The organism is Kineococcus rhizosphaerae, from assembly GCF_003002055.1.
GTDB lineage: Bacteria > Actinomycetota > Actinomycetes > Actinomycetales > Kineococcaceae > Kineococcus > Kineococcus rhizosphaerae.
Window position 1 is genome coordinate 365306 of the sequence record NZ_PVZF01000001.1, and the last position, 14093, is coordinate 379398.

Annotated in this window: 15 protein-coding genes and 1 pseudogene; 8 read left to right on the forward strand and 8 right to left on the reverse strand. The window is 75.0% G+C overall.

What is annotated here, in order from left to right; all coding sequences use genetic code 11:
- Positions 1-49 precede the first annotated feature (49 nt).
- The 4 genes from CLV37_RS01835 to CLV37_RS01850 form a co-directional block, all read right to left on the reverse strand.
- The gene (locus CLV37_RS01835) at positions 50-397 is read right to left on the reverse strand and encodes an RNA polymerase-binding protein RbpA (protein ID WP_106206370.1); all 348 of its coding nucleotides are present in this window, start codon (positions 395-397) and stop codon (positions 50-52) included.
- Positions 398-552: 155 nt separating this feature from the next.
- The gene (locus CLV37_RS01840) at positions 553-1947 is read right to left on the reverse strand and encodes an MFS transporter (protein ID WP_106206372.1); all 1395 of its coding nucleotides are present in this window, start codon (positions 1945-1947) and stop codon (positions 553-555) included.
- A gap of 1 nt (position 1948) precedes the next feature.
- Positions 1949-2746, reverse strand: coding sequence for a glycerophosphodiester phosphodiesterase family protein (locus CLV37_RS01845; protein ID WP_245885197.1), 798 nt, complete (start codon positions 2744-2746; stop codon positions 1949-1951).
- 16 nt (positions 2747-2762) lie between these two features.
- A complete protein-coding gene (locus CLV37_RS01850; RefSeq protein ID WP_146149255.1) occupies positions 2763-4088 on the reverse strand; it encodes a M15 family metallopeptidase in 1326 nt (441 codons plus the stop codon).
- Between the two features lie 251 nt (positions 4089-4339).
- Here CLV37_RS01850 and CLV37_RS01855 point away from each other — a divergent pair, with 251 nt between their 5' ends.
- The 8 genes from CLV37_RS01855 (at position 4340) to CLV37_RS28940 (ending at position 10933) form a co-directional block, all read left to right on the forward strand.
- Positions 4340-5512: a PucR family transcriptional regulator gene (locus tag CLV37_RS01855; RefSeq protein WP_106206378.1), complete on the forward strand. Its 1173-nt coding sequence runs from the start codon at positions 4340-4342 to the stop codon at positions 5510-5512.
- A gap of 194 nt (positions 5513-5706) precedes the next feature.
- Positions 5707-6738: a TerC family protein gene (locus tag CLV37_RS01860; RefSeq protein WP_342762220.1), complete on the forward strand. Its 1032-nt coding sequence runs from the start codon at positions 5707-5709 to the stop codon at positions 6736-6738.
- A gap of 170 nt (positions 6739-6908) precedes the next feature.
- Complete coding sequence (locus tag CLV37_RS01865; RefSeq protein ID WP_106206382.1) at positions 6909-7085, forward strand: DUF1059 domain-containing protein; 177 nt, start codon at positions 6909-6911, stop codon at positions 7083-7085.
- Positions 7086-7139: 54 nt separating this feature from the next.
- Positions 7140-7454, forward strand: coding sequence for a hypothetical protein (locus CLV37_RS01870; RefSeq protein ID WP_106206384.1), 315 nt, complete (start codon positions 7140-7142; stop codon positions 7452-7454).
- Positions 7454-8248 (forward strand): nitroreductase family protein, encoded by a 795-nt coding sequence (locus CLV37_RS01875; protein WP_106207350.1) that lies wholly within the window; start codon positions 7454-7456, stop codon positions 8246-8248. Before CLV37_RS01870 ends, CLV37_RS01875 begins: the two co-directional genes overlap by 1 nt.
- 22 nt (positions 8249-8270) lie before the next feature.
- Positions 8271-9239: a nucleoside hydrolase gene (locus CLV37_RS01880; protein WP_245885198.1), complete on the forward strand. Its 969-nt coding sequence runs from the start codon at positions 8271-8273 to the stop codon at positions 9237-9239.
- 43 nt (positions 9240-9282) lie between these two features.
- Positions 9283-10104 (forward strand): DNA polymerase beta superfamily protein, encoded by an 822-nt coding sequence (locus tag CLV37_RS01885; protein ID WP_211298296.1) that lies wholly within the window; start codon positions 9283-9285, stop codon positions 10102-10104.
- 31 nt (positions 10105-10135) lie between these two features.
- Complete coding sequence (locus CLV37_RS28940) at positions 10136-10933, forward strand: CDP-alcohol phosphatidyltransferase family protein (protein WP_106206386.1); 798 nt, start codon at positions 10136-10138, stop codon at positions 10931-10933.
- On the opposite strand, the pseudogene CLV37_RS28340 reads toward CLV37_RS28940, so the two are convergent.
- The 4 genes and pseudogenes from CLV37_RS28340 to CLV37_RS01910 form a co-directional block, all read right to left on the reverse strand.
- Positions 10874-11338, reverse strand: a pseudogene (locus CLV37_RS28340) (SRPBCC family protein); the annotation flags it as partial. The gene CLV37_RS28940 and the pseudogene CLV37_RS28340 overlap by 60 nt on opposite strands.
- Positions 11335-11691: an ArsR/SmtB family transcription factor gene (locus CLV37_RS01900; protein ID WP_106206390.1), complete on the reverse strand. Its 357-nt coding sequence runs from the start codon at positions 11689-11691 to the stop codon at positions 11335-11337. The gene CLV37_RS01900 and the pseudogene CLV37_RS28340, both read right to left, overlap by 4 nt.
- A 57-nt stretch (positions 11692-11748) precedes the next feature.
- Positions 11749-12492 carry a class I SAM-dependent methyltransferase gene (locus CLV37_RS01905; protein ID WP_106206392.1) on the reverse strand — a complete coding sequence of 248 codons (744 nt, stop codon included), beginning with the start codon at positions 12490-12492 and terminating at the stop codon, positions 11749-11751.
- 40 nt (positions 12493-12532) lie between these two features.
- Positions 12533-13825, reverse strand: a complete 1293-nt coding sequence (locus CLV37_RS01910) for an alpha/beta hydrolase family protein (RefSeq protein ID WP_106206394.1) — start codon at positions 13823-13825, stop codon at positions 12533-12535.
- Between the last annotated feature and the right edge of the window lie 268 nt (positions 13826-14093).

Consider the following 14093-nt stretch of genomic DNA (forward strand, 5'->3'; position numbering starts at 1 on the left):
GGGCCGGCCGCCCCGTGCGGGGTGGCCGGCCCTCGTGGGCGTCCGCCGATCAGGCGCTGCGCTTGATCAGCTCGCGGCTGCGCAGCAGCTCGAGCCTCTCGTCCAGCAGCACTTCCAGCTCGGCGATGGTGCGCCGCTCCAGGAGCATGTCCCAGTGCGTGCGCGCCGGTTTGCCGGCCTTCTTCTCGGGCGCGTCGGTGTCGGCGCGCAGGGCCTCGGCCCCGCAGCGGCACTCCCACAGCGCAGGCACGTCGGCCTCCAGCGACATGGGCACCGTGACGGTGTGACCGTTCGGGCAGTGGTACGAGACCAGCTGCCGCTCGGCCGGCTCGACGCCGGACTCGCTCTCGAGGCTGGCGCCTCCGAGGCGGGATCCTCGCAGGTTGCGCTCGCTCATGTGAACCTCCCCACCGTCCCCCCCGTACGGCGGCTCCCGGTGTTCCGGGAGGAGTGGAGGGGACTCGGTGGTTGAACGCCGTGACGATCCCCGCTGTTCCGCGACACCCGACACGGTGTGTGGAGGTCGTGTGCACAGCGAGGTTGATTGATTACTCAGCGTACTGGATCGGTCCCTCGCTGTGCCTGCTGAACCCCCGCGGCCACGTCGACCCGGACCAGCAGCACCGCCCCCACGACGAAGAAGGCCAGCAGGGCCACCAGCGCTGGGCGGTAGGAGCCGCACAGCTGCGCGACGAGCCCGAACACCAGGGTCCCCAGCCAGCTCGTCCCGCGTTCCCCGGCCTGGTACAGGCTGAAGTACTCCGCCTCGGCCCCGGCCGGCACCAGGCGCGAGAACAGCGAGCGGGACAGCGCCTGCGTCCCGCCCAGGACCAGGCCGATGAGGACGGCCAGGGCCAGCCAGCTCGTGAAGGCGCCGCGGGGCACCGCGAAGGCGCCCAGGACCACGACGATCCACAGCACCAGCCCGCCCAGGACCGTGCGCTGGGCCCCGAACCGGCCGGCGAGGCGGCCGAAGACGAGCGCGCCGAGGAAGGCGACGGCCTGCACGAGCAGGACGGTCGTCAGCAGCTGCGCGGAGCTGAAGCCCAGCTCCTCCTGGCCGTACACGCTGGAGGCCGACACGACGGTCTGGATGCCGTCGTTGAAGACCAGGTAGGCCAGCAGGAAGCGCAGCACCTGCGGGTGGTGCCGCAGTCCCTTCAGCGTCCGGGCGAGCTGACGCACGGGCGCGGTGAGGCCGTGCCCGGCCTCGGGAGCCAGGTCCAGGACCGGTCGCGGGGGCAGCCGGCGCAGGCCCAGCACGGGCACGACGGTGAACAGCCCCCACCACAGGCCCGCCGAGGCCAGGGACACGCGCACCGACCACTCCTCGGTGAGACCGAACGTGCCCGGGGTGGAGACCAGCAGGAGGTTGACCGCCAGCAGCACGAACCCGCCGAGGTAACCGGCCGCCCAGCCGCGTGAGGAGACGGCGTCGCGTTCGGCGGGACCGGACACGTCGATGAGCAGGGCGTCGTTGACGACCAGGGACAGGGTGAGGCTGACGACGGCGACCAGGGCCAGCACGACCCCCAGCCACCAGCGGTCCCCGCCGACGGCGACCATGGCGGTCGCGGCGGCGGCCCCGGTCCACGCGAAGCCCCCCAGCAGGCGGTGGCGGTGGCGGGTGCGGTCGGCCAGGGCACCGACGAACGGCAGCAGCAGCGCCGACAGCAGGGTGGCGACGGTGATCGTGTACAGCGCCACCGAGCCGGGCGCGACCGGCAGGCCGAGGACCGAGAGGGTGTTCGTGCAGCCGTCGGTGCCCTGCGGGCAGGCGGCCCGGCGGGCGACGACGGTCAGGTACGGGGCGAACAGGACGGTCTGCGTCGTGGTGACGAACGCGGAGTTGGCCCAGTCGTAGACGTACCAGGAGCGGCGGGCCCGCAGCAGCGTCGGGTCTGGCGTCGTGGCGGGCGTCGGGGCGGGGGTGCTCACGGCACCCATCTCACCCGATCCACTCGCCCCGCGAGGTCAGGACGGCCTTGAGGACGTCGGCGCGGTCGGTGATGATCCCGTCCACGCCGAGGTCGAGCAGCGCGGCGATCTGCGCCGCGTCGTCAACGGTCCACACGTGCACCTGCGCGCCGGCGCGGTGGACGGCGTCGACGAACCGGGCCGAGACGACCTCGACACCGCCGTGGCGCACGGGGACCTGGACGGCGTCGACCCCCCGCAGCGCGGCGCGCACCAGCAGCGGCGCGTGCAACCGGGTCCCGGCCAGGGCCAGGGCCGTGCCGGGGGAGCTGGCCGAGGTGGCCTCGCGCCCGCCGACGGCGGACAGCGCGGCGCGCCGGCGCCGCTGGGCGAACGCGGTGACCAGGACCCGGCCGTGGGCGTTCGTGCGGCGCAGCACCCCGTCGAGGTGGGCGACCGCGGCCGCGGTCTTGACGTCGAGGTTGAACCGGGCCCGGGGGAAGGAGCCGAGGACGTCCTCCAGGGCCGGGACCGGTTCGCGGCCGGCCACGAGCAGCCGGCGCACCCGGGCCCACGGCAGGTCGGACAGGGCGCCGCGCCCGTCGGTGACCCGGTCGAGGTGCTCGTCGTGGAAGGCCACGAGGTGCCCGTCGGAGGTGGTCCGCACGTCCGTCTCCAGGTACGCGTACCCGAGGTCGGTGGCCGCGGCGAACGCGGGCAGCGTGTTCTCCAGGCCGCGCAGCTTGTCGGTGGCGCTGAACCCGCGGTGGGCCATGGCGATCGGCCCGTCCCAGGCGCAGAACGCGTGGCGCGCCGGGGGCCGGGTCACCACGGACGGGTGCCCATCAGCCCGTGAACTCCCAGTGCCACGGCTCGAACTGGCCGCTGCGGTTCTGCGCCCAGGCGGGGTTGATCCAGCCGTACAGGGCCGCGTTGCGGTCCATCCACTGGTGCTGGGCCGAGTCGGCGTTCTGGATGCCGTCGCCCAGGTCGACGGCGATGCCCAGGCCGTGCCGGCTGGTGCCGGGCTTGGCGGCCAGTCCGGGCTTGCGGGCCTTGACGTCGATCTGCTCGGCCAGGGTCCGGTAGGAGTCGGTCACCGAGATGTTCTTGCCGAACTGGGCCGCGTAGGCCTGGTTCAGGGCCGTGAAGGCGTTGGCGGCGTCCGAGCGCAGGACGTGGCCGGGGGCGCTGGTCAGCGGGCACAGCGCGCTGCGGGGGATGAGGCCGTTGGCGAAGCCGACGAGGCTGATGCCCGTGTCGCAGTCGCCGGCGACGGCCGTGATGCTGCCCGCGGCCGCCGAGGCGGCGTAGGCGGCGGCCGCGGCGTCGGCCTGGGCCTTGGCGGCGGCGAGGTTGGCGGCGTGGTCGGCGGTGCTGGCCGCGTTGCCGGCCGCAGCGGCCTGCAGGACGGCGAGGTTCTGCACCTGCGAGCGCTGCTGGGCGACGAGGGCATCGGCCTGCTGCTTGGCGGCGGTGGCCAGGTCGGCCTGCTTGCGGGCCTCCTCGGCGGCCGCGGCCGCCTTGACGGTGGCGTCGGCCTGCACGCGCTGGGCCTCCTCGTAGGCCTCCACGGCGTTGCTGCGGCCGTCACCGATCCGCTTGGCCGAGGCGATGGCGCTGGCGGTGTCGTCGGTCGCCCCGCCCTTGAGGACGGAGACGAGCCCGGAGTACTCCGACAGCGAGCCGCCGCCGCGGTAGGCCTGCGAGGCCCACTGCCCCAGGTCCTTCTTGCCCTCGGCCAGGGTCGCCTCGGCCTGGGCCAGCCGCTCGCGCTGGGCGGCCTCCTCCGTCACGGCGGCGTCCTTGGCCTCCACGGCCTGCTGGTAGGCCTCCAGCGCCGCGTTGGCCTGGGCGGCCAGGGCGTCCAGCGCCGACTGGGCGGCGGCGAGGTCGGCCTGGGCCTGCGCGAGCTTCGCGGCCGAGGCCGCGGCCTGCTCCCGGGCCCGGTCGAGCTCGGCCTGGGTGGGCGGGTTCTCCGCGCTCACCGCGGCGTTCACCGTCGTGCCGACCGCCGAGCCCGGCGTCGAGGCCGCCGCAGCCGGTTCCGCGGACGCCGGGACCGCCGCGCCCAGGGCCAGGCACCCGGTGCTCGCCGCGGCCGCGGCGAACAGCACCGCTGCGCGCAGCGGGCTCCGGCGGGAGGAGGACTGGGCCGTGGGGGAAGGCACGTCGTGTACGTCCAGTGCGGTCGGGGGCGCGAGCCCGGATCGGCGGTGCGGTGCTGACGGGGGGAGCGTGTCGCGTCGGCGTGGAGGTCCTGTGAGGGCCACCGTCGGTGGACCCTACCCTCCGCAACCTCGGCACTTCGAGGACCGCCACGGAGGGGTGGAGGGTAATTGTGAGCAGGGTCACATAGCGGTCGGCTCATCCGTCGTCACGTTCTGCATCGTTCCAGACGCCCGGGTGGCATCATCCGGCGGTGCCCCCGACCACCCCCGCCGACGCCGACCCCCTGCCCGCGGTGGCGGCCGCGGCGGCCGCCGACGCCGGCGGCCTGGACCCGGCCCTGCTCGGCGACTTCCTCGACGACGTGTGGCAGGCCGTCCTGCAGCGACGCCGGCTGTCCACGGCCCGCATCGCCCGCTACCGGGCGGTCGGCGAACGGGCCGCCGGGGCCGGGGTGGCCCTGCGGGCCCTGCTGGACCTGTACCTGTCGGCCGCCTGGCGGCTGTGGCGCCACCTGCCCCCCGTGGTCGCGGCCGCCGAGGACCCCGAGGGTGTCGTCACGGCCGGCGAGGTCGTGCTGCGCGCCACCGACGACGCCGTCGCCGTCCTCAGCGAGGCCTACCAGCTCGCCCGGCGGCAGCTGATCCGCCGGGAGGAGTCCGACCGGCGCGAGTTCGTCGACGACCTGCTGGCCGGCACCGCCGACCTCAGCGCCCTGCTGCGGCGCGCCCCCCGGTACGGCCTGGAGCTGACGAGCCCGCACGCCGTGGCCGTCGTGCGCGCCGACGTCCCCTTCGTCGACGCCACCGCCCAGCTGACCGCGGTCGAGCGCCGCCTGCAGGGCGCCTCGGCCGACGCCGACCCCCTGGTGGCGACCAAGGACGGCGCCCTCGTCGTCGTCTTCGCCGCCCCCGACCGGGCCGCGGTCGGTGAGGTGCTGGACCGGCTGCGCGACGTGCTCGGCGCCCCCGGGCGCTCCGGCTGGCGCGTGGGGGTCGGGCGCCCGGCCGCCGGGGCCGGGGGAGTCGTGGGCTCCTACGAGCAGGCGCGCGGAGCGCTGGCCCTGGGCGACCGCCTCGGGGGCGGACCCGTGGCCGACGCCGCCGACCTGCTCGTCTACGAGGTGCTGCTGCGCGACCGGGCCGTGGCCACCGACCTCGTCGAGACCACCCTGGGCGGTCTGCGGGACGTGCGCGGCGGCGCCGAGCCGGTCCTGCGGACCCTGGAGGCCTACCTGGCCTCCGGCGGCAACGCCACCGAGGCCGCGCGCCGGCTGCACCTGTCCGTGCGCGCCGTCACCTACCGCCTGGCGCGGGTGCGCGACCTCACCGGCGTCGACGTCACCCGTCCCGAGCAGCGGTTCGGCGTCCAGGCCGCCGTCTTGGCCGCCCGCGCCCTCGGCTGGCCGGACACCACCACCCGCTGATTGCCGAGGTTCGGCAAGGAGGCGCGGAGAACTCGTCCTGTTGTCGACCCGGTGTTGCGTGCCCTCGGCAGTCACGATGGAGACCGGGCGGCGACCGCCGTCCCGGTCACCTCGATCCTGGGGAGCACGCAGTGGACCTGGACCTCGACGTCCCGGTGTGGGCCTGGGTGGGGCTCGGCGCAGTCATCGTCGTCATGCTGGCGATCGACCTGCTGGCCCACCGCGGCGCGCACGTCATCAAGTTCAAGGAAGCCGCGATCTGGAGCGCCGTCTGGGTCGCCATCGCCCTGGTCTTCGGGGGCATCGTCTTCTGGGCCTACGGCGCCGAGGCCGGGACCGCCTACACGACGGCCTGGCTGCTGGAGAAGAGCCTGTCCGTCGACAACCTCTTCGTCTTCGCGCTGATCTTCGGGTACTTCAAGGTGCCCCGCGAGTACCAGCACCGCGTCCTGTTCTTCGGCGTCTTCGGCGCGCTGATCTTCCGCGGCATCTTCCTCGGCGTCGGCGTCGCCGTCGTCGAGCGCTTCACCGTCATCCTCTTCGCCTTCGGCGCGGTCCTGCTGTGGTCGGCGTGGAAGATGCTCAAGGACGACGACGAGGACATGGACCCGAGCACCAACATCGGCGTCCGGATGCTGAAGAAGATCGTCCCGCTCAAGGACGAGTACCACGGCCAGAAGTTCTTCATCAAGGAAGCGGGCAAGCGCTACGGCACGCCGCTGCTGGCGGTGGTGGCCGCCATCGAGGCCGCCGACCTCATCTTCGCCGTCGACAGCGTCCCGGCCGTCCTGGCCGTCTCCGACGAGGCCTTCATCGTCTACTCCTCCAACGCCTTCGCCATCCTGGGGCTGCGGTCGCTGTTCTTCCTGCTGTCGGGTCTGCTCGAGCGCTTCCACCTGCTGTCCAAGGCGCTGGCCTTCATCCTCGCCTTCATCGGCGTGAAGCTGTTCTTCCAGGCCGGCCACGAGGTCATCAGCCCCACGATCCCGCACATCCCGACCTGGATCAGCCTCAGCGTCATCGTGGTCTCCCTCACGCTGGCGATCGTGCTGAGCCTGCGCCGGCCGGCGCCGCCGGCCGAGGTGGAGCCCGGGACCGGGACCGACGCCACCACCGACGTCGGCACCGACACCACCACCGACGTCGGCACCGACACCACCACCGACGTCGGCACCGACACCACCACCGACGTCGGCACCGACACCACCACCGACGCCCGGCACTGACACCGGCCGACCTGCGCGACGCCCGCCTCCGCCGTCCGGGGGTGGGCGTTGCGCCGTCCGGGTGCGATGCCCCCCCGGGGGCTCAGGTGCCCCCCGGGGCGGCCCGAGGACGGTGTGAGGGCGGGGGAAGCACCCTTCTCGAGCAACGGGACCCGGACAGGAGCACCACCGTGAAGAAGTTCACCTGCGGCGACGTCGTGGCCGGCTGCTCACGCACCTTCGAAGCACCCGACAGCGACGCCATCCTGGCCCAGGTCAGCGGCCACGCCCGCTTCGACCACGGCCTGGTCGACGTCCCGGCCGAGCTCGTCGGGCAGGTGCTGCTGGCCATCCGCGAGGCGGCCTGACCCCCGGCGCACCCCGTCCCGACCCGCCGTGGCCGCCCGTGGTCCACTGACCGCGTGGACTCCCCGCTGCTGGTCGCCGCCACCGCGAGCTACGCCGCGAACTGCACCCTGGGGGCGGCGGTCGCCCTGCACCTGGTGGACAGCTCGGGCTGGCGCTGGGTGCACCACGCCGTCTACGTCGCCACGGGGTCGCTGACCGCCCTGGCCGGGGTGGACCTGCTGCGCCGCCGGCCCGCGGCGTTCCGGCGGCTGCTGCCCGTGGCCGCCCCGCTGCTGGCCATCCCCGCGCTGCCGGCCCGCTCGCGCTGGCACCCGGTGCTGGCGGCCACCGCGGCGCCCGCCTACGTCCTGGCCCTGCGGGCGGCGTGATGGAACTGCGCGACGCGATCGCCGCCCGGCGCACCACCAACGGCGCGTTCCTGCCCGACCCGGTCAGCCCCGAGCACCAGCGCACCCTGGTCGAGGTCGCCGGCCGCGCCCCCTCGCAGCTGAACAGCCAGCCGTGGCGCTTCGTCCTGGTCGAGTCGCGCGAGACCATCGAGCAGGTCGCCCGGATCAGCGGCGCGTCGATGACGACGGCCATGGGCAACGGCACGTTCTTCGAGCGCTACAAGCGCTACTTCCGGTTCTCGGCCGAGGAGATGGCCCGCACCGGGACCGGGATGCTGTTCGACAAGCTGCCCGCCCCGCTGCGTCCCTTCAGCCGCAGCGTGTTCACCCGTCGCGGGCAGTTCGCGATGAACCTGCTGCGCGTGCCCCGCACGCTGGGCCGGCAGAACCGCGAACTGGTCGCGGGGTCGCCCTTGCTGATGGGCGTCATGCTCGACCGGGCCGAGTACCGTCCCGGGCAGTTGTCGTCGTTCTACTCCCTGTTCTCCATGGGGGCGGCGATGGAGAACGTGTGGCTGACGACGACCGAGCTGGGCCTGGGCATCCAGTTCATCAGCTTCCCCATGGAGGTCCCCGGCGCCTGGGAGCAGATCGTGCGGCTGCTCGCCGTCCCCGACGACCTGGAGCTGATGGCGGTCTACCGCATCGGGTACGTGCCGCCCACCGCGCGCCGGCCGGTCATCGACTGGACGAGTTCGCAACGGCGCGCGATCTCCGACTACGTCTTCCGGGAGACCTGCCGCACCCCCCAGGAGGGCTGGGACGGTCGCTGAGCCCGGTCCCTACGATGGTGGCGTGACCGACTCCCCGATCGACCCGGCCCCGTTCTTCCTCGACTGCGACACCGGCATCGACGACGCCATGGCCATCGGCTGGCTCGTCGCCTCCCCGGGGGTCGACCTGGTCGGCGTCTCGACCGTCAGCGGGAACCTCGACGCCGCCGGCGGGGCCCGCAACACCCTGGACCTGCTGGCCCTGCTGGGCCGGCCCGACGTCCCCGTCAGCGTCGGCGCGCACGACTTCCTCGACCACCCGTACTCCGGGGGCGCCCCCGAGGTCCACGGCGTCAACGGCATCGGCGAGGTGCGGCTGCCGCGCGCGGCGGCCGAGCCGACGGGCCTGTCCGGTGCGCAGGCCATCGTCGAGGCGGCCCACGCGCACACCGGGCGGCTGCGGCTGCTGGCCATCGGGCCGTTCACGAACGTCGCCCTGGCCCTCGACCTCGAACCGCGCCTGCCCGAGCTCGTCGCGGAGTTCACCGTGATGGGCGGGGCCGCGATGGCCCCGGGGAACGTCTCGGCCCTGGCCGAGGCGAACGTCGCCAACGACCCCGTCGCCGCGCACCGGGTGTTCACCGCGGGTTTCCGGCTGACGATGATCGGCCTGGACGTCACGATGCGGCACGTCTTCGAGGAGTCGCACCGGCAGGCGCTGCTGGCCGTCGGAACCCCCGGGGCGACGGCCATCGCGCAGATGCTGGAGTTCTACTACGGGTTCTACGCCCAGCGCTTCGGCCGCCCCTGCGCCGTGCTGCACGACCCGCTGGCCGCCGCCGTCGCCACCGGGGACGTCGAGCCGGCTCTCGCCCCGACGGTTCCCGTCGTCGTCGACCACACCGACGGCCCGGGCCGGGGGCAGACGATCGCGGACCTGCGCGACCTGTACCAGGGTTTCCCGACCGCCTACCCCGGCGGCACCCGGGTCGCGCTGGAGATCCCCGGCGACTTCGCCGGCCTGCTGCTGGAACGCCTGTCGCGGTTGTGAAACCCGTTGGCGCCCGGCCGCTTCGGCGACCTACCCTCACTGGGTGATCAGACACCCCCACGCCGGTGAGGACGCGCGACGACTGGCCGAGGCCGGCACCGTCCTGCTGACCCAGGTCGGCAGCGGGGTCCACGGCACGGCGATCGACGGGCAGGACGACCGCGACGAGCTCGGGTTGTGCCTGGAACCGGTCGAGTTCGTCACCGGCCTGGCCCGGGTCCGCACCCCCGGCGGGCGGGAGATCGCGTTCGAGCAGTACGAGCTGCACACCGCGTGGTCGCGGTCGCGGGGGCTGGCCGAACCGTCCGGCCCCGGCGACCTCGACGTCGTGGTCTACAGCGCCCGCAAGTGGGCCCGGCTGGCCGTCGCGGGGAACCCGACGGTCCTGCTGCCCCTGTGGGTCCCCGACACCGAGGTGGTGCGGGTCACCGCCGCGGGGCGGGAACTGCGGGCGCAGGCCGAGCGGTTCGCCAGCCGCACGGCCGGCCGGCGGTTCCTGGGGTACCTGCGCTCCCAGCGCGACGCGTTCGCCGCGCGCCGCACCCGGGCCCGGGCCGCCTCGCGCGACGGGGGCGCGGCCTACGACGCCAAGCGGGCCACCCACGCCCTGCGGCTGGGCCTGCAGGGTCTGGAGCTGCTGCGCAGCGGGCGGGTCACGCTGCCCGTCCCGGCCCCCGAGCTCGCCGAGCTGCGCCAGGTCCGGCGGGGGGAGTGGGACCGGCGCCACGTCGAGGCCTGGATCGCCGAACTGGAGGCCGACCTGGCCGCGGCCGTGGAGGTCGCCGACCTGCCCGAGCAGGCCGACCGGGCCTGGGTCGACGCCTGGCTGACCCGCTCGCACCAGGAGTTCTGGGCCGCGCGGTGAACCGCAGGCCCACCCCGCTCGTTGGGCGGGCATGGGCAGGAGCGTGCGCGACGCCGGGGTCGCGCTGGGTGTGTCGGTCCTCGTCTGCGTGGCGCTGGCCTCCTACGCCGGCCTGGCGCTGGCGCAGGGGGCCGCGGCGATCGCGGGCGTGGGCCTGGTGGCCTGCGCCGCGGTCGCCGTGGCGTCCCGGCGCGACCGCTGGTCCGGGCCGGCCGACCGGGTGACCCTGGCCCGCACGGTCCTGGTCGGGGGGTGCGCCACCGTGGCGGTGATGTCCCTGGGCGGGCTCCTCGGGCCCCGGCCGTGGTGGCTGGTGGGCCTGGCCCTGCCCGCCCTGCTCCTCGACGGGCTCGACGGCTACGTCGCGCGCCGCACGGGTACCGCGACCGCGGCCGGCGCCCGACTGGACATGGAGGTCGACGCGGCGCTGATCCTCGTGCTGTCCCTGGTCGCCGCCCGCAGCCAGGGCCCGTGGGTGCTGGCCATCGGCCTCATGCGCTACGCCTACGTGGCCGCGGGTCTGCGGTGGGCGTGGTTGCAGCGCAGTCCCCGGCCGCGGTTCTCGCGCAAGGTCATCGCCGTCGTCCAGGCCGTCGCGCTCCTGCTGGCCCTGACCCCGCTCGTCCCGCTGCCCCTGGCCACGACGGCCCTGGCCCTGGCGCTGGCGTCGCTCGTGTTCTCCTTCGCCCGGGACGTGCTGTCACTGCGGCGCGAGGCGGTCGACCGTCATCGTCCAGCCCTCGCGGATGCCCAGGCTGAACCAGTGCTCGACCTGGGCCTCGTCGAGCCGGTCGGACAGGGCGAGGGTGGCCGTCATGCGCGTCCCTGACCCGGTCGCGGAGGTGGTGGGCTCGAAGCGCAGCGAGACCAGCGGGACGGCGTCGAGGTCGTCCGGGTCCAGGTCGGGCCACCCGCCGGGGGCGCCCCAGTGGAACTCCAGGCGGTGCGGGGGTTCGACGAGGCGGTACAGCCCACCCGTGGCGTAGCGGCGGCCGTCGGGTCCCTCCTGCAGGGTGAGCCGCCAGAAACCCCCCGGGCGCAGGTCGACGGTGGGTTCGGACTGCGCCGCAGGCAGTCCGGAGAACCACTCGAGCTGCTCGGGGTCGGTCCAGGCGGCGAACACGCGCTGCGGTTCGACCGGGTACTCGCGCACGAGCTCGATGCTGCGGGCCGTGGGCGCGGGGGTCCGGGTGGGGTTCTGGGTGGAGTTCTGGGTGGAGTTCTGCGTGGTCACGTCGTCTCCTTCGGCGATCGATCGCTGGGGTTCTCGGCGGGTTCCTCGGAGAGGTGCTCGGCGAGCCGGTCGAACCGGTCCGCGAAGAACCGGCGGTAGTCGTCCATCCAGGTGTCGACCTCGCGCAACGGGTCGGCGACGAGCCGGCACGGCCGCCACTGCGCCTGTCGCGTCTTGACGACCAGACCGGCCTGCTCGAGGACCTTCAGGTGCCGGGAGATGGCCGGCAGCGTCAGCTCGTGCGGAGCCGCGAGTTCGTTGACGGTCGCCTCCCCGTGCCGCAGGTGGGCCAGCAGGGCCCGGCGGGTCGGGTCGGCCAGGGCAGCGAACGTGGCGCTGAGGTGATCTTGCACTTGAGCAACCTCGCAATCAACGACTGCGACAAGTACAGACCCCGACGGGGCGGACCGTCAAGAGGAGACGACGAACCAGGCCGTGGCCTCGACCTCGAAGCCGTCCGCGGGCACGAGCTCGGCGCACCGGTGGCGCAGCGCCTCCCGCTGCTCGGCGTCCAGCGCAGCGACGAAGTCACCGACCGGCCCGATCCCCAGCTCGTACGTCCGCCACCACTCCTCGAACCCCGAGTAGGCGGCCGACACGGTCAGCTCGTCGTCGACGACGGGGGCGAGCCCCGCGGCCCGGAACATCCGGGCGAGGTCCCCGCGCGTGCCGCCGGCCCAGCCGGCCTCGCCGGGGTGGGACGGGTCGAGGTCGCGCACGGCGCGCCAGAACAGCTCCAGCGGGCTGCGCTGCCCGCCGAAGTCCCAGAACGAGGCGGCCACCCGGCCACCCACCCGGGCCATCTCGCGCAGACCGGCGACGGGGTCGGGCACGAACGCGACGACGAGCTGGGCCAGGACCAGGTCGAACTCGCCGTCGGCGAAGGGCAGCGCCTGCGCACCGGCCTGGCGGACGTCGACGCCCGGCAGCCGCGTCGCGGCCGCGGCGACGAACCCCGGCGACGGGTCGACCGCCGCGACCGCGCCCGCACCGAGACGGGCTACGAGCTCGCTCGTCAAGGCCCCCGGCCCGCACCCGACGTCGAGGACGCGCGTCCCCGGCGCCGGCGCCAGCCGTTCCACCGTCAGGTGCGCCAGCGGGGCCGAGAACCGCCCCATGAACCGGTCGTAGTGCCCCGCCACGTCGAAGGCCATGTCCGGGCACGCTACTCGCGCGGCGGCGCCCGGAACAGGCTCACCCCAGCGCCTCGTGCAGGAACTCCAGCGTCGGCTCCGTGGTGGCGTGCACGGCACCGGCCCGCCCCAGGGTGCCCACCAGCGCGGGCAGTGGCGGCAGGAACAGCGGGGCGTCGGTGAACGTCAGGTGCGAGGCGCCGTCGACGGTCACGACGCGGGCGTCGGGGGACTCCGCCACCGCGTCGCGCACCGCCGCGGCGTACCGCCGGTCGTTCGCGGTGTTCTGCGTCCCGCGACCGGCCACGAGCACCATGACCGGGACGGTGGGCCGGGCCCGCGTCCGGGGGAGGCCGTCGAGGTCGATCGCGGCGTCGACGCGCGGGTCGTCGGCGGCGGCCCGCAGCGCCGTCGCCCCGCCGAGGGAGTGGCCCGTCGCGGCGACGCGCGTCAGGTCCAGGTGCCCGGCGAGCAGCCCCCCGCCGCCGTGGCGTCGGGCCAGTTCGTCCAGGGCGGAACCGAACTGGCGGGCGCGGACGCGGACCTGCTCGTCGGCCTGCGCCTGGTCCTGCGCGTCGTCGCCGGAACTCCGCACCAGCGAGCCGGTGGCGACGCCGTCGGCGGCGACCTGCACGGCGGAGTCGAACGGGTGGTCGAGGGCGACGACCACGTACCCGTGGGCGGCCAGTTCCGTGGCCCACGCCGTGTTCTGCCGGCGGACGCTGACGTCGCCGGGGGAGAAGAGCACCACCGGGAACCCGCCCGGCGCCACGGCGGCCTCCGGCACGGCCCGGGCGCGGGCGACCTCGACGTCGTGCAGGAGGAACCGCGGCGCCCCGAACGTCCGGGCCAGCGCGCCGGTGACCTCGCGGGCCTCGGCGCCGTCGCGGCCCGCGTACCGTCCCGCGCCCCCAGCGGCCGACGCCGCGGGGTACCAGACCTGCGCCACGATCGTGTGCTGCCCCCGCAGCGTCGGGCCCTGCCACTGCAGTTCCGTCGTCCCGACGGGGTGCGGGCCGGTGGGGACCGGCAGGCGCAGCGGCGGGAAGGCCCAGACGGCTCCGGTCCCGGCGGCGATGGCGAGCGCCGCCGCCAGCGCCACGACCACCGACGGTGCCCGCCGCCGGCCCAGCCGCACCACGAGGGTGGCCAGGGCACCGCCGAGGACGACCGGCAGCAGCTGCCAGCGCGGACCCGCCGGCCCGCACGCCACCACGGCGCCCAGGACCAGCGACGCGACCGCCGCCAGGGCCGGTCCGCGCGGCGGGCGCCGGGTCGGGACCGTGAGGAGGGCCAGCACGAGGCAGGCGGCGGCGCCCACGACGGCGACCGCGGAACCGGCGGTGACGATCACCCGGTGATCCTGTCGCCGCGCGGCACGGCCGTCGTCCACCCGTGCTCCGATCCGCGGGTCGTCCCGGCGAGGGAGCCGGCGCCCTCGGCACGAGGGCGCGTCGAGGAGGTGGTGCGGCTTCGAGCGGTGCTCGGGAGCGGACCCGGTCGACGACCTGCCGGCGCTGGACCGGGCCGCAGTTCCGGGAGGAGTCAGGGTTCTCCGCGCTGCGCGCGGTGGGCCGGCGCACCACCCTGGGGTGGCTGGTCGTCGAGGCGCGTCCGCGCGC

Bases quoted from the DNA above. Each gene is read 5' to 3' on its own strand.
- CLV37_RS01860 (WP_342762220.1), top strand. From the start codon at position 5,707: ATGCTGGCGATCGACCTGCTGGCCCACCGCGGCGCGCACGTCATCAAG.
- CLV37_RS01875 (WP_106207350.1), top strand. From the start codon at position 7,454: ATGGAACTGCGCGACGCGATCGCCGCCCGGCGCACCACCAACGGCGCG.
- CLV37_RS01905 (WP_106206392.1), bottom strand. From the start codon at position 12,492: ATGGCCTTCGACGTGGCGGGGCACTACGACCGGTTCATGGGGCGGTTC.
- CLV37_RS28940 (WP_106206386.1), top strand. From the start codon at position 10,136: ATGGGCAGGAGCGTGCGCGACGCCGGGGTCGCGCTGGGTGTGTCGGTC.
- CLV37_RS01840 (WP_106206372.1), bottom strand. From the start codon at position 1,947: ATGGGTGCCGTGAGCACCCCCGCCCCGACGCCCGCCACGACGCCAGAC.
- CLV37_RS01835 (WP_106206370.1), bottom strand. From the start codon at position 397: ATGAGCGAGCGCAACCTGCGAGGATCCCGCCTCGGAGGCGCCAGCCTC.